Origin of the sequence: Hydrogenophaga palleronii NBRC 102513, from assembly GCF_001571225.1 — a bacterium.
GTDB lineage: Bacteria > Pseudomonadota > Gammaproteobacteria > Burkholderiales > Burkholderiaceae_C > Hydrogenophaga > Hydrogenophaga palleronii.
This window is the reverse complement of sequence record NZ_BCTJ01000002.1, coordinates 128,286-142,037: the sequence shown is the minus strand read 5'-3', so window position 1 is coordinate 142,037 and position 13,752 is coordinate 128,286. Positions and strand designations below refer to the sequence as shown.

Below are 13,752 nucleotides of genomic sequence, written 5' to 3'. Positions count from 1 at the left end.
CCTCCGCCGTGCGGCGCAGCGACGCCACGTTGTCCATGGTGCCGAGATAGGCCTCGATCACGCCCGGGTCGGCCTGGACCGCTGCCGGATCACCAAGCGCCAGCACCGCGCCCTGATTCATGGCCAACACGCGATCGGACACCTTGGAGACCAGCCCCATATCGTGCTCGACCATCAGTATGGTGATGCCCAGGTCGCGCCGGATGTCTTCGATCCAGAAAGCCATGTCGCCGGTCTCTTCCACATTCAGACCGGACGATGGCTCGTCAAGCAGCAGCAGTCGCGGCTCGGTGCACAGCGCGCGGCCCAGCTCCACCACCTTGCGCACGCCATAGGGCAACCCCGCTACGTGCGCATCACGGTAGTGGTGCAGCTCAAGCAGGTCGATGATTTCTTCCACCTTGCGGCGTGTCTGGCGTTCGGCTTCGCGCACCTTTGGCAAGAACAGCATCTCGCTCCACACGCTGGTGTTGCGCCGGATGTGGCGACCGATCAGCAGGTTCTGCAGCACCGTCGCGTGCTCGAACAGCTCGATGTTCTGGAACGTGCGCGCAATGCCAAGGTTGGCCACGCCGTAGGGCGCCACGACGTCCAGGGGCTGTCCATCGAATTCGATCGTTCCGCTCGTGGGCGTGTAGATGCGGCTGATCAGGTTGAACACCGTCGTCTTGCCCGCTCCGTTGGGGCCGATGAGGGTGAACACTTCGCCTTGTTTGACGTCGAAGCTCACGTCGTTGACGGCCAGCACCCCGCCAAAGCGGACACTGAGGTTGCGTGCAGAAAGCAAAGGCTGGCTCATACGATGGCAACCTTGGCGTGAACGGATGTCCATTCACGAACGCTGCGGAACTGGCTTTGACAGGCCACAGGCATTGCCCCCCTGAAGGGGCGGCGCGAAGCGACGCGGGAGTGTTCCATCATTTCAAGCGCTCCGACTTGGCATAGGACTTCTGGCGCCGGAACATGCCGCGCCGGTAGAAGGGATAGAGCTCCAGCCAGGTGCGCAGCTTGAGCCAACGGCCGTAGAGTCCCATGGGCTCCAGCATCACGAAGGCGATCAGCACCGCACCGTAGACCACGTTCTGCAGCCCTGCGGCCTGCGCGACGGCCGTCGGCAAATAGTCCTTGGCCAAGGAGATCAGTTGCGGCATGCCGATCAGAAAGATGGCGCCGAAGAACGCGCCATGGATCGAACCCAGACCGCCGATGACCACCATCAACACCAGGTCAATGGACTGCACCAGACTGAACTGATCGGGCGAGATGTACTGCATCTTGTGCGCGTAGAGCGCGCCGCCCAGACCGGCCAGCGCCGCCGAGATGGCGAACGCCAGGAACTTGTAGCGGGCCAGCTGGATACCCATGCTTTGCGCGGAGATCTCAGAATCGCGGATCGCGACGAAGGCACGTCCGGCCGGCGCACGCAACAGGTTCAACACCAGCAGGGTGCTGAGCACCACGCACAACAGACACAGGAAGTAGAGGCTCTCCGTCGACGCCAGCGGCTTGCCGAAGACTTGCGCCGAGACCACCGACTTGCCCGCATTGCCACCAGTCACGCTTTCCCAACGCGCCAGAACCTCCTCGACGATGAAGCCGAATGACAGCGTTGCGATGCCGAGGTACATGCCCTTGACGCGCAATGCAGGCAACCCCACCACCACACCCACCGCCGCCGAGAGAAACATCGAGCAGACCAGGCTGAGCGGCAACGGCCAGCCGCGCGCGGCGAGGTAGGCCTCCGTGTAGGCGCCCACACCCATGAAGGCTGCGTGGCCGATGGAGAACTGCCCGGTGAAGCCGGCCAGCAGCATCAGGCCGACGGCCACGATGGCATAGATGAACACGAAGGTCAGTTGCGCCAGCCAGTATTCCGGCAGCGCCCAGGGCGCTGCCAGCAAGACGAGCATCAGCAGCGAATACCAGAAGAGATGCCCGCCATGCCGGGCCAGATTCATGTCCTGGTCGTAACGGGTTTTGAAGATGAAGCGCATCGGGTCAGACTTTCTTGCGGGCGCGATCGCCGAAGAGCCCGGTGGGCTTGATGGCGAGCATCAGCAACACCACGGCGTAGGGGATGACGTCCTTGAATCCCTCGGGCAGGTAGAAGCCTGACAAGGACTCCACCACGCCGATGATCAGACCGCCGACGATGGCGCCCGGCAGGCTGCCGAAGCCGCCGACGATGGCAGCGGGAAACGCTTTCAGGCCGATGAAACCCATGTTCGCGTGCACGAAGGTCACGGGCGCCAGCAGCAGGCCCGCCACGGTGGCAACGGCTGCGGCCAGGGCCCACACCAGTCCGTTGAGTCGTTGCACCGGAATTCCCATGTAGTAGGCCGCCAGCTGGTTCTGGGAGGACGCCTGCATGGCGATGCCCACCCGCGTGAAGCGGAACAACAACCACAACACGCCGCACAGCAACGCCGTGGCACTGATGACCACCAGCTGCTCGGCACCCAGCGTGACTGGGCCCAACGACAGCGTCGCGCCCTTGTACGGTACGGGCAGCGAATGGGTGTCGGTGCCAATGCCGGGCACCATGGTGACGGCCCCGCGAATGACGTAGCCCACACCAAAGGTCAGCATCACGATGGAGAACTGCGGCTGGCCCAGAACCGGGCGGATGATGGCGCGCTCCAGCAACAGACCCAGCAGCGCCATCGCCACGATGGCCGCGAGCGCTGCCAGCCAGAACGGCCAACCGAAAAAACCCATGCCTGCCAGGCCCGCGAAGGCGCCCAGCATCATCAGGTCGCCCTGGGCGAAGTTGACGGTCTCCGTCGCCTTGTAGATGAGGACGAACCCCAGCGCAATGAGGCCGTATACACAGCCTTGCGCGATGCCCGCCACGATGATTTGAAGGATCAGCAACCCGGTCTCCATCCGCGGCCCTGCGGTGCAGTGCACGCCGGGCATCTTTTATGGGCCCACGCAGGCTGTGCGCGGGAAGTTGCACTGATGGTAGGAAGCGGGTTGCTCTGGAATATCGTCCTATCCGACGAATCCATGCCACCGCATGCCGCGGCCAAAAAAAGAGCCGACGCGAAAGCGTGCGGCTCTGTGAAACCCACGCAGCGGGGCACTGCCCCGCCGCATGGGAGAGAACTACTCCACCGACTTGTAGGTCGCGGCGGCGGGGTCTGCCTTGAGCAGGAACAGCTTGGGCGCGGCCAGGTGGTTGGTGGCGGTAAAGCCGATCGGGGTCATCGCGCCGGTCTCCAGGTTGCTCACCTTGGCCAGTTCGGCGTTGGTGCAATCCCAGGTCAGCGCCTTGCCGCAACGCCCGATGGCGTCGAACAGCGCGCGCGTGGCGGCGTAGCCGGTGTAGGTGTAGCGGTTCACCTTGGCCATCTCTTCGGGGCTCAGGTATTTGCCGATCTTTTCGGTGAAGGCTTTGCCTTGCGGCGAGCTTTCCAGGTACACGTAGTCGACCGTGTAGACGTTCTCGGCCGCCGCGCCCATCATCTTGGCGCTGGCGGGCACGCGCGACACGTAGGTGACGCCGACGGGAATCTTGTGGTTGATGCGTTCCAGCTCCTTCACCATGGTGACGTTCTCGCCGAGCACGCCGCCGGCTATCAGCACCTCTGCACCCGCCTGCTTCACCTTCAAGATCTCCGACGAGAAATCGGTCTGGCCCTTCTTGTAGATCTGCGTCGAGACCACCTGCAGCTTCTTCGCCTTGACCGCGCGATCAAAGCCTTCGCGTACGTTCTCGCCATAGTCGTCGTCCTGCGAGATCAGCGCCCACGTCTTGCCGGGGTAGCGGTCGGCCATGCGGGCCACCAGCTCCTCCACGGCATTGGACATGTCGTAGCCGACGGCGAACACGTTCTTGATGGCCGGCTTGTAGAGGCCCTCGTAGGTGGTGATGGGTGCCATGGCCGGCAGGCCAGTCTGCTGGATCAGCGGCATGGCAGCCTGCGCCTGCGCGGTGCCGGAGACCGATGTCAGGGCAAAAACCTTGTCGCTGTTGATCAGCTTGCGCACACCTTGGATCGTGCGCGAAGGCACATAGCCGTCGTCTTCGGAGATCAGCCGCAGCTTGCGCCCGTTGATGCCACCAGCGGCATTCGCTTCGGCAACCGCTGCCTTCACGCCCAGGTTGTGGGCCACGCCCAACAGCGCCGGCGGGCCGGTCAGCGGCAGGATGTCGCCGAGAACAATTTCCGCGTCGCTCACGCCCTGCTGCGCGCTCACCCCGGTACACGCGCCCGCGCACAGCAACGCAAGCGCAGCGAACTGGCCAAATTTCCGTTTCATGTTGTCTCCTTTTTGGTTGAGAGGTAGCTCCGTCACCAGCGTCCTCGGGGGCACGTGTCATGACACAAGCACTGCTTGTGAAGCGTTGCAACGCCAATAGCCGAATCGATGATAAAAATCCAAACGCCGTGGGAAATCGTCCGATCCGATGAGATGCCACGAAATCCCGGCACCCAAGGCCTGCATGGGAGGCGACTCCGGCCCCGGGTCCACAAGCCAGTCATGAGCGAACGCTCAGCGGACAGGCCGCGATGGCCTCTTCGACTGACGGCCCGATCTTTGAACCGCGACGGGTACGAACTGCCGCAACTCCGTCCACCGTGAGGAACCCCTGAGAAAAGATCATGGATGCCGTACGAGCTGCTGCCGCACACGGCGTGGCTGCGCCAACGGCCAGGCAGTGGCTTGGTCGCTACCTGGGCAGTGGCGAGGCGGCTCTTGCCGAGGCATCATCCAAACCCGCACGCTCCCCGATGCGCATCGACGCAGCCAAGGCCTTGCTCATCGTCGAGTTTCCGACTTGTCAGCCTGTTTATTGGGCAGACTTGGGGCTCATATCCGCATGAACCCCAATTCAACCTCGGAAAAACCACGTGGAAGAACCCCGTCATGACCTTGCATCCGCAACCGCTCCAGCTCTTTGACACACATGGCATGCCAGTGCATGGCCTCCGGCTTGGCTGCGTGGACATCCATCTGGGTGACAAATGCGGCAAATTTCCGGATGGCAACCAAGTGCTTGTGCGAGGGAGCGCAACAGCCGCTTTCGACACGCCCATGATGTCCAACCGAATCCCCGATGTCCTGGCATCTGCAGACATGGTCATCCTGGGCCACGTGCACGAGGACCATACGGCGGGTCTTCACCTCCTGCCCGAGACACCGGTCTATGCACCGGAAGGTGACATCAACGCGCTTCGATCTCTGGAGGGGCTCGCCCGCCACTATGGCTACGCGGATGGCATTGCGCACACCATGGCGGCGAGGGCGCAAACGGACTTCCACTACATGCCAAGACCCGATGCGCAGAGCTACGCGGACCAGACAACATGGGATCTTGGCGGCGTTCAGGTGCGTGCAATCCACATGCCGGGGCACACGGCAGGCCACTCGGTGCTGATGATTGAACCTCTGGACATCGCCTTCATTGGCGACATAGATCTATCCAGCTTCGGCCCGTACTACGGAGACGCTTGCTCGAACCTCGGGGATTTCCGGAGAAGCCTGGCAGCTATCGAAAGCCTGCCGGCGCAGGCGTGGATCACCTCACACCACAAGGGCGTCGTGACAGATCGTGCCAGTTTCCTGGCACTGCTGAGCCAATTCCGCGGCGCCATCGACAGGCGACACGAGGCCATTCTGGCCGCCATCCGCCAGCGCCCGTCGACGCTGCAAGAACTCGTTTCCGCGCGTTTTGTCTATCCGGTCCATTTCAACGATGTGTTTGTCCCAAGCGTGGAATCCCGGGTGATTTCCCAACACCTCGAAGAGATGTTGGCAGCCCAGCTGGTGCATCAGACGGACCACGTTTTCCACGCCAGTTGAACCCCCCTGTTCCTACAGCTGAACCTTCATCAAGTCTGCCAGCACCGTGGTCTCCATGTATGCCTCGTCACGACAGAGCTGATTGCCGCGCACCATGCAGATATCCATGCCGCGAACCCGCCTGGAGGGTCCACCCTCGCGCCGTTGGATGACGCAATCCCAGAGGACCGCCTGCCCATCCTGGCCTTCCAGGCGGTACTCCTCCGTCACCACAAACTGCATGTCCCAGCGCTCAAAGAACTTGCGCAAGTAGCGGCGAAGGTTGGCCTTGCCGATGATTCGCTTCCCCGTCTTGGGGTCGCAATAGATCACGTCGTCGGTGTAAGTGTCGAGCGTGGCCTCCAGGTCGAGGGTGTTCCACATATCAATACAGCGGCGCGTCGCGCTGAAGATTTCTTGGTCTGTCAGCATGCTCGAATTCCTTCCGGCTCAAGCGGTGTTGACCGTTGACACCAGCAACTGGTCGAGCGACGCAAGATCCATGTAGGACTCATCGCGGCGAATCTCCCCGTCCTTGAAGACGCAGATGTTCATGCCACGCTGCATCACGATTTGATCACCGGGTGAGCCATCGTGCAGTCGCCGGCGCACCGCGCACTCCCAAAGCACGATGGCGGCGTCCTGGGCCTCGAGGCGGTGTTCTTCAAGAACGGCGAAGCGCAGGCAAAAGCGGTCGAAGAAGGCGGAAAAATGCGCGGACAGTGCCGCCCTTCCCTTGACGCCAGTGCCTGTCTTCGTGTCCCAGTATTCGGCATCCTCGCTATACAGCGGCATTACCTGAGCGATATCACCGGTTTCATGCGCCGCGAAACGTTGCGTCAAAAGCTTGCTGATTTCTTTGGTCGGCAACATGCTGCCCTCAGGATTTTTTCCAGTTGGCGATCCAGAGCGCCGAATCCCAATAGTCAATGTGCTGGAGGATCTTTCCTTCTTTGTTCACCTTGGCATACGTGACGCCATCCACGGAGAAAGACGATCCGTCCTGCGGTGAAATGCGGTCGTGAAAGCGCATGGCCTTGGGGCCGTCGTACTTTCCTTCCCACACCCATTCGGCTGCGAATCCATCAGCGCCTTTGATGATGCTGGTAAACCTCACGGTGCATTCCGGCGAGAACCCGAAGTAGACGCGCATGAAGCGCTTCATCTGGTCGGGACCCTGGATCACCACCCCCGAGGCCTTGTCTATATATTGGCCCTCCGGTGCGAAATACTGCAGCAAAGTGTTGGTGTCACTCCAGGCCGCACCATACGCGGCGATGTAGTTGGGGTCATCGAAGCTCACGATGTTGGATTTTTCACTGGTAGCGCTCATGGAATTTCCCCTCAATGAAGATAGGACATGGATCAAGGCTGTGCTGGCTTGAAGCTACGGGTGCTGTAGACGCCCTGCATGATGATGGGCTTTTGCGCCGAGTAGTGGGACGTTGCACTGAACGAGATTGGCGCCATGACGCCCGTGTCGAAATCGCGCAGCTTCTCCAGCTGGTCAATGGCACAAGCCCATGTAACGCTGTCACCGCAGCGGCGGATGGATTCAAATATCGTCTTGGTGCCGGCGTAGCCCGTCAACGTGAAACGATTGAACTTCTTGAAGTCTTCTTCTGACACCAGACTCTTGACGCGCTCTACAAACGCCACACCTTTCGGCCCGGTTTCCGCTTCCACATAGTCTGCGTAGTAGATCCCATCGCTTGCTGGGCCAATCAATTCAAGCGTTGCGGGATAGCGCCCCACATAGAACCCACCGGTAGGCACTTTGGTGCCCATGCGTTCGAGCTCCTTCACCATCGCCACGGTCTCGTTGACAATGCCACCGGCAATCAAGATCTCCCCACCCGACTGTTTGAACTTCGTCATCTCCGAAGAAAAATCCTGCTGTCCCCGGGCGTACTTTTGCCGGGATACGACGGTCAGTGCATTGGCCTTCACCGCCCTCTCGAAACCCTCACGCACCAACTCGCCCGACTCATCGTCCTGCGACACGATGCCCCATTTCTTGCCGGGATACTTCTTCGACATGAACGTTGTCAGGTCTGCGATAAGAACGTCGTATGCCTGCCCGATCTGAAACGTATTCTTCTTGTACGGCTCGTAGTATTGCTTTGCAAACCCCATGACATTGAAGGTCAGAACGCCCGTCTGCTCAATGACGGGCAACGCAGCAATACTCTGGTTCGCACCCGACACAGTGGTGATCGCAAAGACCTTGTCGACGGTGGCGAGCTTGCGCACGGCCTGCACTGTTCGTGACGCCACATAGCCGTCGTCTTCGGTGATGAGTCTCACCTTGCGGCCATTGATGCCCCCGGCAGCATTCACTTCCGCGATGGCCAGGCGCACACCCAAGTTGTGCGCCATGCCGGCGACAGCGGGAGGCCCCGTCAAGGGCATGACGTCCCCGATGAGGATTTCAGTGTTTGAAATTCCCTGTTGTTGCGCCCATGCGCCAGATGAAACTACAAGAGATATTGATGCAATGGCGGCGGCGAGCTTCGCCTTTTTCCAATGCGTGTGCGTGTTTTTCATGAGGTTGTCTCCTTGTTTGGCCAAAGCCACCAACTTGCAAACGAAGATTTCATTTCAATATCGCAATGGCCAGAACGTCCACATATGACGGACGTCGTGCCACATGCCGTACAGGCCACGCGGATCCAGTCGCAGGAAGGCGATGATTGCGACCCCATACAACATGCTTTTGATTTCGTGCGCGCTGGTGGTCATGAGATCCGTGAGACGCCCACCGACAACGCTGAATAGCGCCGTCGTGACTTCCGGCAACAGCACAATGAAAACCGTACCCAAGACGGTCCCAAGCACGGAGCCCAGACCACCCACGACAAGAATGGCCAGCGCTTCAATGCTCAAGAGAAACGGGAAGCCCTCGACGGTGACGAAACTCACATACATCGCCATCAGCGCTCCTGCAATGCCGGTCATGGCGGAAGCAATGACAAAGGCCGTCAGCTTGTAGCGCCAGAGGTTGATGCCCATGGCTTGCGCCGCGATGTCGTTGTCGCGGATCGCAATCATGGCCCGCCCTGCCCGCGTTCGGCGAAGATTCAGCGTCGCGAACAAGGCCAGCACGGCAATCAGCAGGCAGAACCAATAGAGCGCCTGGTCGGTCTGCAAGCTGACACCCAGAATCTCGGGGCGCTGAATCATGATGCCGCGACCAGCGCCTGTGAAGTCACCACCGGCCATGATGGCTGCATTCACGATGAATGAGAATGCCAGCGTCGTGATCGCCAGGTAGAGCCCTTTGAGGCGCAACGAAGGAATTCCGACCAGCAGTCCGGCGAGTGCGGGGACGATGGCCGACATCAGCAGCGCCAGCAGCGGCGGCATGCCAAACCGCGTCACTCCGATCGCATAGGAGTAGGCACCCAACACGAGGAAGCCCACGTGACCCAAAGAGATCTGCCCGGTGAAGCCTGTGAGCACTGTCAGTCCGAGCGCCCCAACGAGCGTGAACAGGATCACCGTCAAGTGCGACAGCTGATATGCGCTCAACAGATAGGGCGCGACGATCAGCGCCACAACCAAAGCCATCGACCAGCCTCGAACCAGATTGGAGTCTGTGAGAGCCGTGAGCTCTCCAAACCGTTCCTTGAAGAATCCGCTTCGCATCAGACCCTCTCTATCTCTTTTTCGCCAAACAGCCCGAAGGGTCGAACCATCAACACGACCAGAATCAGCAGGAAGCCCGCAACTTCTTTCAGCGTCGAAGACACATACCCTCCAACAAGGTTCTCGAAAACGCCAATGATCAAACCGCTGGCGCCAGATCCGAGGACCGAATCAAAACCGCCCAGCACGGTCGCGGGAAACGCTTTCATACCGACCGCATACAGCGTGGGGGACAGGTTGTAGATGATCGCGAACAGCACGCCAGCGATGCCCGCAAGCGCCGACGACGCAGCCCAAGCAACGGCCTGTACTTTTGCGGTGGACACGCCCATCAACCTGGAGGTCTTCTCATCTGCGGCCACCGCGCGCATCGCGATACCAAAGCGGCTGTGCTTGAAGAAGAACCAGGATCCCGCGATGGCCACGAGCAGCATCACGATGACCATTACCTGGCTCACCCGGATGCCAATGTCGGCCACGCGAATGACCGCATCAGCCTCCCCTACGTCCAGTCGGTGTGGGGATGCGCCCCAGATGATCATGACCACGGACCGGAGAACAACCGCCAGGCCCACCGTCACCAACACCGCCGAGAACACAGGCTCTCCGAGCATGGGTCTCATGACCAGGCGCTCCACCAGAAGCCCCAGAGCAATGCCGATCAGGATCGCAGCGATAGCCACGGAGAAAGCGCCAGTTCCGAAGGTGGTACTCACCGTCCATGCCGAATAGGCGACCACCATGCCAATTTCACCTTGGGCGAAGTTGACGATCCCTGTGGCCTTGTAGATGACGGAGAAGGCCATCGCGATCAGGCCGTAGATGGCCCCAACCGCAAGGCCGGAGATGACAAGTTCCAGAAAGTACTGCATCACGCTGCTCCGTAGATCTGAACGAGTTCCTTGGCGAACTTCTTGTTCACAAGGCCCCTGCGTACTTTCTGCGTGGCGGTCAGTTCGCCGTCATCCTGATCCAACTCCTTCTCCAGAAGGACGAACTTGCGGATGTTTTCGACCCGGGAAAACCGCCCATTCACATCGGTCACGATGCCGTCAATCAGCTCTTTCACAGCCGGTTCAGCGGTGAGCGATTTGAAGGTGGTGTATGCGATGTCGCGCTCGCTGGCCCAACGGCCCACGGTCTCGAAATCGATCTGTATCAGCGCGCCCAGGAAATTCTTTCCTTCCCCGACCACGATGACTTCACGCACGTAAGGACTGTCCTTCAACGCGTTTTCAATTTCGGACGGCGCAATGTTCTTCCCGCCACTCGTGATGATGATGGCCTTCTTGCGGTCCACCACGACGATCTCGTCGCCGCGCGTTTCGACAATGTCGCCCGATGCCAGCCACTTGTCTCGCGACAACACGTTGTCCGTGGCAGTCTGGTCGTTGAGATAGCCGTGGAATACGCCCGGTGACTGGATAAAAATCTCGCCGTCGTCACCCAGCTTCCATTCACTGCCACGAAGGGCCGGCCCGCAGTTGCCCGCGACCCAAGGTCTGTCTTGCCTTTGTGCGAACGCAAGCCCTCCTGACTCTGTCAAGCCGTAACCCTGACTGACGGGTAGCCCGATGATTTCGAAGAACCGCAAGGTTTCGGGCGAGACCGCCGCCCCGCCGCAGAGTCGACTGTGCGATCGATTGAGCCCCATGTGACGCTGCATGCTGCGAAACAGCACGACGTAGATCAGCCACCATTCCATGGTCTCGAGCGGTGTTCGTGTGCCGCCTCGCGCGGCCTTCGCATCGGACAGCACGCGCCCGCGGCGCATCCCCCAAGCAAACGTCTTTCGTTGCAACCAGCCCGCTTCGCCGATTCGGAAGGTGAAGTTTTGCTGCAGCTTCTCCCAGATTCTCGGTACACCCAGGAAGAAGGTGGGCGCTATTTCGCGGATGTTGTACGAGACGGTGTCGATGGATTCGGCGAAGTTCATTCGACCACCCAGGACCAAGTGCATGATCATCCCGTAGCACCGCTCAGCCGCATGGCAGAGCGGCAAGTAGCACACGGACTCGTACGGCCGGTTCAGCATGCCGACCGCTTCGGCATAGGCGTACGCAGAGTAGATGAAGTTCCTGTGCGAAAGGCGTGCGCCCTTCGGTGGCCCCGTTGTGCCAGAGGTGTACACAAGAATGGCGATCTCGTCGGGAGACAGGTCCTTGATCGATGCCTGAAGGCGAACACCAGCCTGAGGGTCTTCAATCAGTGCGTCTCGTCCCAATTGCATCAAGCTTGCAAAGCTGGCTGGTTTGCCAGGCTCGTAGTTCCGCAGGCCTTTCATGTCGACACAGAAGACGTGCTTCAGGTCCGGCAGCCCGTCGTTCTGGGCGACGGCTTCCAGGACCTTGTCGACCTGCTCCTGGTCACCGCAGATGGCGACACGTGCACCGCAATGCCGCGTGATGTATTGCAGCTCGGGCCACGGGTTGGTTGGGTATATCCCAACTGTTTCAAGGCCCAGCATTTGCGCACCCACATCCGCGTACAGCCATTCCTGCGTGTCCTCGCTCGCGATGACGATGCGGTCGCCACGCTTGAGACCGAGCTTTTGCAATCCCAGGGCAACCAGCTGTGAACGATCATGGTATTCAGCCCACGTCACACATTGCCAGATGCCGAACTTCTTCTCCCGCAAGGCAGTGACGTTTCCCTTCACACTGGCCCAGTGGGCCAGCACCGCCGGGATGGTGCAGTCGCCTCTGATCAGCGCTTCGGGCGTCATGTGTTCTTCAAACATGCCCGCCCCCCTGATCGCCCAGATACGCCTGAAGAACCGCTGGGTTTGCGGCCACTTGCGCTGGTGTTCCTTCTGCAATCAAGGTGCCGAAGTTCAACACATAGATGTAGTCCGACAGATCCATGACCACCTGCATATCGTGTTCGATCATCAAGACCGCCATGCCAAACTCGTCCCGAATGTCCAGCGTGAAACGCGCGATGTCTTCTTTTTCCTCGCGGTTCATCCCCGCCACGATTTCATCCAGGAGGAGCAGCTTGGGCTCACAGGCGAGCGCTCGGCCAAGTTCCACACGTTTCTGTTGACCATACGAAAGCGTGGAGACGGTCTTGTCGCGCAGCTCCTCGATCTCCAGAAATTCGATGATCTGCTCGACCTTCTCGCGCGCGGCGATCTCTTCCTTTGCGGGTCGACCCAGATAGAACAGCGACTCCAGCACCGAGCTTCGAAGATGGATGTGACGGCCGATCAAGAGGTTTTCCACCACGGTGCCGTGCTTGAAGAGCGCCAGGTTCTGAAAGGTGCGGCCAATGCCCAGGCTGGCGAACTGCGACGTGCGCAAGCCCGACGTGCTGGCACCGTTGAAATCAATGTGGCCTTCGTCGTGCGGAAGAATGCCGCTGATCAGGTTGAACAAGGTGGTCTTGCCGGCCCCGTTTGGTCCGATGACGCTGCATATCTGGCCAGGCAGCATCTTGAGCGACACACCGTTCACGGCCTTCAGACCACGAAACGATTTTGAGACCTGCTTGACGTCCAGGATGGGATGGGTGGAGATGGTCATGACAGCCACCTCTTGCGGCGCTTGTAGTGCTTGATGTCACGCATGCTCATGCGGCCTTGGTCCGCATTGATGCCGAGGTAGAACTGCTGGACGTCCGGGTTTTTCTTCAGCGACGCCGAAGAACCGTCCAACACGACGCGGCCGTTTTCCATGATGTAGGCATAGTGGGAAACCGTCAGTGCCAAGCTCGCGTTTTGCTCCACAAGCAGGATGGTCAACCCGCGCTCTTCGCGCAACTTTTGAATGGCAGCGAAGATTTCTGCAACCACTTTGGGAGCGAGACCCAGAGATGGCTCGTCGAGGGCCAGGAGCTTCGGCTTGCTCATCAACGCGCGTCCGATAGCGACCATTTGCTGCTCGCCACCCGACAGATAGCCAGCAATTTGAGTCCGGCGCTCAGCCAAGCACGGGAACAGGCTGAACACATAAGCCCGCGTTTCTTCTGCTGAGGCCTTTTCCTGCAAATGCGCACCAACGGTGAGGTTCTCGTCGACCGTGAGTGAAGGAAAGAGCTTGCGGCCCTCTGGCACCTGCACAACGCCGGACCGCACCATCTGATCTGCGGACGACTTGGTGACGGCGCTCCCGCCAAAGACGATCTCGCCCTTGGCAATCTCACCGTCTTCCGCATCGAGAATCGCCGAAATTGCCTTGAGGACTGTTGACTTCCCCGCTCCGTTGGAGCCCAGCAATGCGACGATCTGACCAGATGGCACCGTGAGTGACACGTCACGAACGGCCTCGATAGCGCCGCCGTAGACGACTTTTATGTTTTGTAGCGCCAGCATGG

At 60.0% G+C, this 13,752-nt stretch carries 13 protein-coding genes and 2 pseudogenes; 2 read left to right on the top strand and 13 right to left on the bottom strand.

Annotated elements, in window-relative coordinates; genetic code table 11:
* Window positions 1–4 precede the first annotated feature (4 nt).
* The 4 genes and pseudogenes from HPA01S_RS23485 to HPA01S_RS03055 form a co-directional block, all read right to left on the bottom strand.
* Window positions 5–799, bottom strand: a pseudogene (locus tag HPA01S_RS23485) (ABC transporter ATP-binding protein); the annotation flags it as partial.
* A 118-nt stretch (window positions 800–917) separates the two neighbouring features.
* The gene (locus HPA01S_RS03065; protein ID WP_066266494.1) at window positions 918–1,994 is read right to left on the bottom strand and encodes a branched-chain amino acid ABC transporter permease; all 1,077 of its coding nucleotides are present in this window, start codon (window positions 1,992–1,994) and stop codon (window positions 918–920) included.
* 4 nt (window positions 1,995–1,998) lie between these two features.
* Window positions 1,999–2,874 carry a branched-chain amino acid ABC transporter permease gene (locus HPA01S_RS03060; protein WP_157084881.1) on the bottom strand — a complete coding sequence of 292 codons (876 nt, stop codon included), beginning with the start codon at window positions 2,872–2,874 and terminating at the stop codon, window positions 1,999–2,001.
* A gap of 234 nt (window positions 2,875–3,108) precedes the next feature.
* Window positions 3,109–4,266 carry an ABC transporter substrate-binding protein gene (locus HPA01S_RS03055; RefSeq protein ID WP_066266490.1) on the bottom strand — a complete coding sequence of 386 codons (1,158 nt, stop codon included), beginning with the start codon at window positions 4,264–4,266 and terminating at the stop codon, window positions 3,109–3,111.
* Between the two features lie 344 nt (window positions 4,267–4,610).
* On the opposite strand from HPA01S_RS03055, the pseudogene HPA01S_RS22520 reads away from it, so the two are divergent.
* Both HPA01S_RS22520 and HPA01S_RS03050 read left to right on the top strand, forming a co-directional pair.
* Window positions 4,611–4,778: pseudogene (locus HPA01S_RS22520) on the top strand (IS481 family transposase); the annotation flags it as partial.
* Between the two features lie 97 nt (window positions 4,779–4,875).
* Window positions 4,876–5,811, top strand: coding sequence for an MBL fold metallo-hydrolase (locus HPA01S_RS03050; protein WP_157084880.1), 936 nt, complete (start codon window positions 4,876–4,878; stop codon window positions 5,809–5,811).
* A 12-nt stretch (window positions 5,812–5,823) separates the two neighbouring features.
* On the opposite strand, the gene HPA01S_RS03045 is transcribed toward HPA01S_RS03050, so the two are convergent.
* From HPA01S_RS03045 to HPA01S_RS03005, 9 genes are read right to left on the bottom strand one after another with little or no spacing between them, the layout of a single operon-like run.
* The gene (locus tag HPA01S_RS03045; RefSeq protein WP_066266488.1) at window positions 5,824–6,222 is read right to left on the bottom strand and encodes a nuclear transport factor 2 family protein; all 399 of its coding nucleotides are present in this window, start codon (window positions 6,220–6,222) and stop codon (window positions 5,824–5,826) included.
* An 18-nt stretch (window positions 6,223–6,240) separates the two neighbouring features.
* The gene (locus HPA01S_RS03040; protein WP_066266485.1) at window positions 6,241–6,663 is read right to left on the bottom strand and encodes a nuclear transport factor 2 family protein; all 423 of its coding nucleotides are present in this window, start codon (window positions 6,661–6,663) and stop codon (window positions 6,241–6,243) included.
* A gap of 7 nt (window positions 6,664–6,670) precedes the next feature.
* Window positions 6,671–7,123, bottom strand: a complete 453-nt coding sequence (locus HPA01S_RS03035; RefSeq protein ID WP_066266483.1) for a nuclear transport factor 2 family protein — start codon at window positions 7,121–7,123, stop codon at window positions 6,671–6,673.
* Window positions 7,124–7,155: 32 nt separating this feature from the next.
* Complete coding sequence (locus HPA01S_RS03030; RefSeq protein ID WP_084360419.1) at window positions 7,156–8,337, bottom strand: ABC transporter substrate-binding protein; 1,182 nt, start codon at window positions 8,335–8,337, stop codon at window positions 7,156–7,158.
* A gap of 54 nt (window positions 8,338–8,391) precedes the next feature.
* Entirely contained in the window at window positions 8,392–9,438 is a 1,047-nt protein-coding gene (locus HPA01S_RS03025; protein WP_066266479.1) for a branched-chain amino acid ABC transporter permease, read from the bottom strand.
* Complete coding sequence (locus HPA01S_RS03020) at window positions 9,438–10,310, bottom strand: branched-chain amino acid ABC transporter permease (protein WP_066266476.1); 873 nt, start codon at window positions 10,308–10,310, stop codon at window positions 9,438–9,440. Before HPA01S_RS03020 ends, HPA01S_RS03025 begins: the two co-directional genes overlap by 1 nt.
* Window positions 10,310–12,178, bottom strand: a complete 1,869-nt coding sequence (locus HPA01S_RS03015) for an AMP-dependent synthetase/ligase (RefSeq protein ID WP_066266473.1) — start codon at window positions 12,176–12,178, stop codon at window positions 10,310–10,312. The genes HPA01S_RS03020 and HPA01S_RS03015 overlap by 1 nt, the downstream gene beginning before the upstream one ends.
* Window positions 12,171–12,962: an ABC transporter ATP-binding protein gene (locus HPA01S_RS03010; RefSeq protein ID WP_066266470.1), complete on the bottom strand. Its 792-nt coding sequence runs from the start codon at window positions 12,960–12,962 to the stop codon at window positions 12,171–12,173. The genes HPA01S_RS03015 and HPA01S_RS03010 overlap by 8 nt, the downstream gene beginning before the upstream one ends.
* Window positions 12,959–13,750, bottom strand: a complete 792-nt coding sequence (locus tag HPA01S_RS03005; RefSeq protein ID WP_066266468.1) for an ABC transporter ATP-binding protein — start codon at window positions 13,748–13,750, stop codon at window positions 12,959–12,961. The genes HPA01S_RS03010 and HPA01S_RS03005 overlap by 4 nt, the downstream gene beginning before the upstream one ends.
* Window positions 13,751–13,752 lie beyond the last annotated feature (2 nt).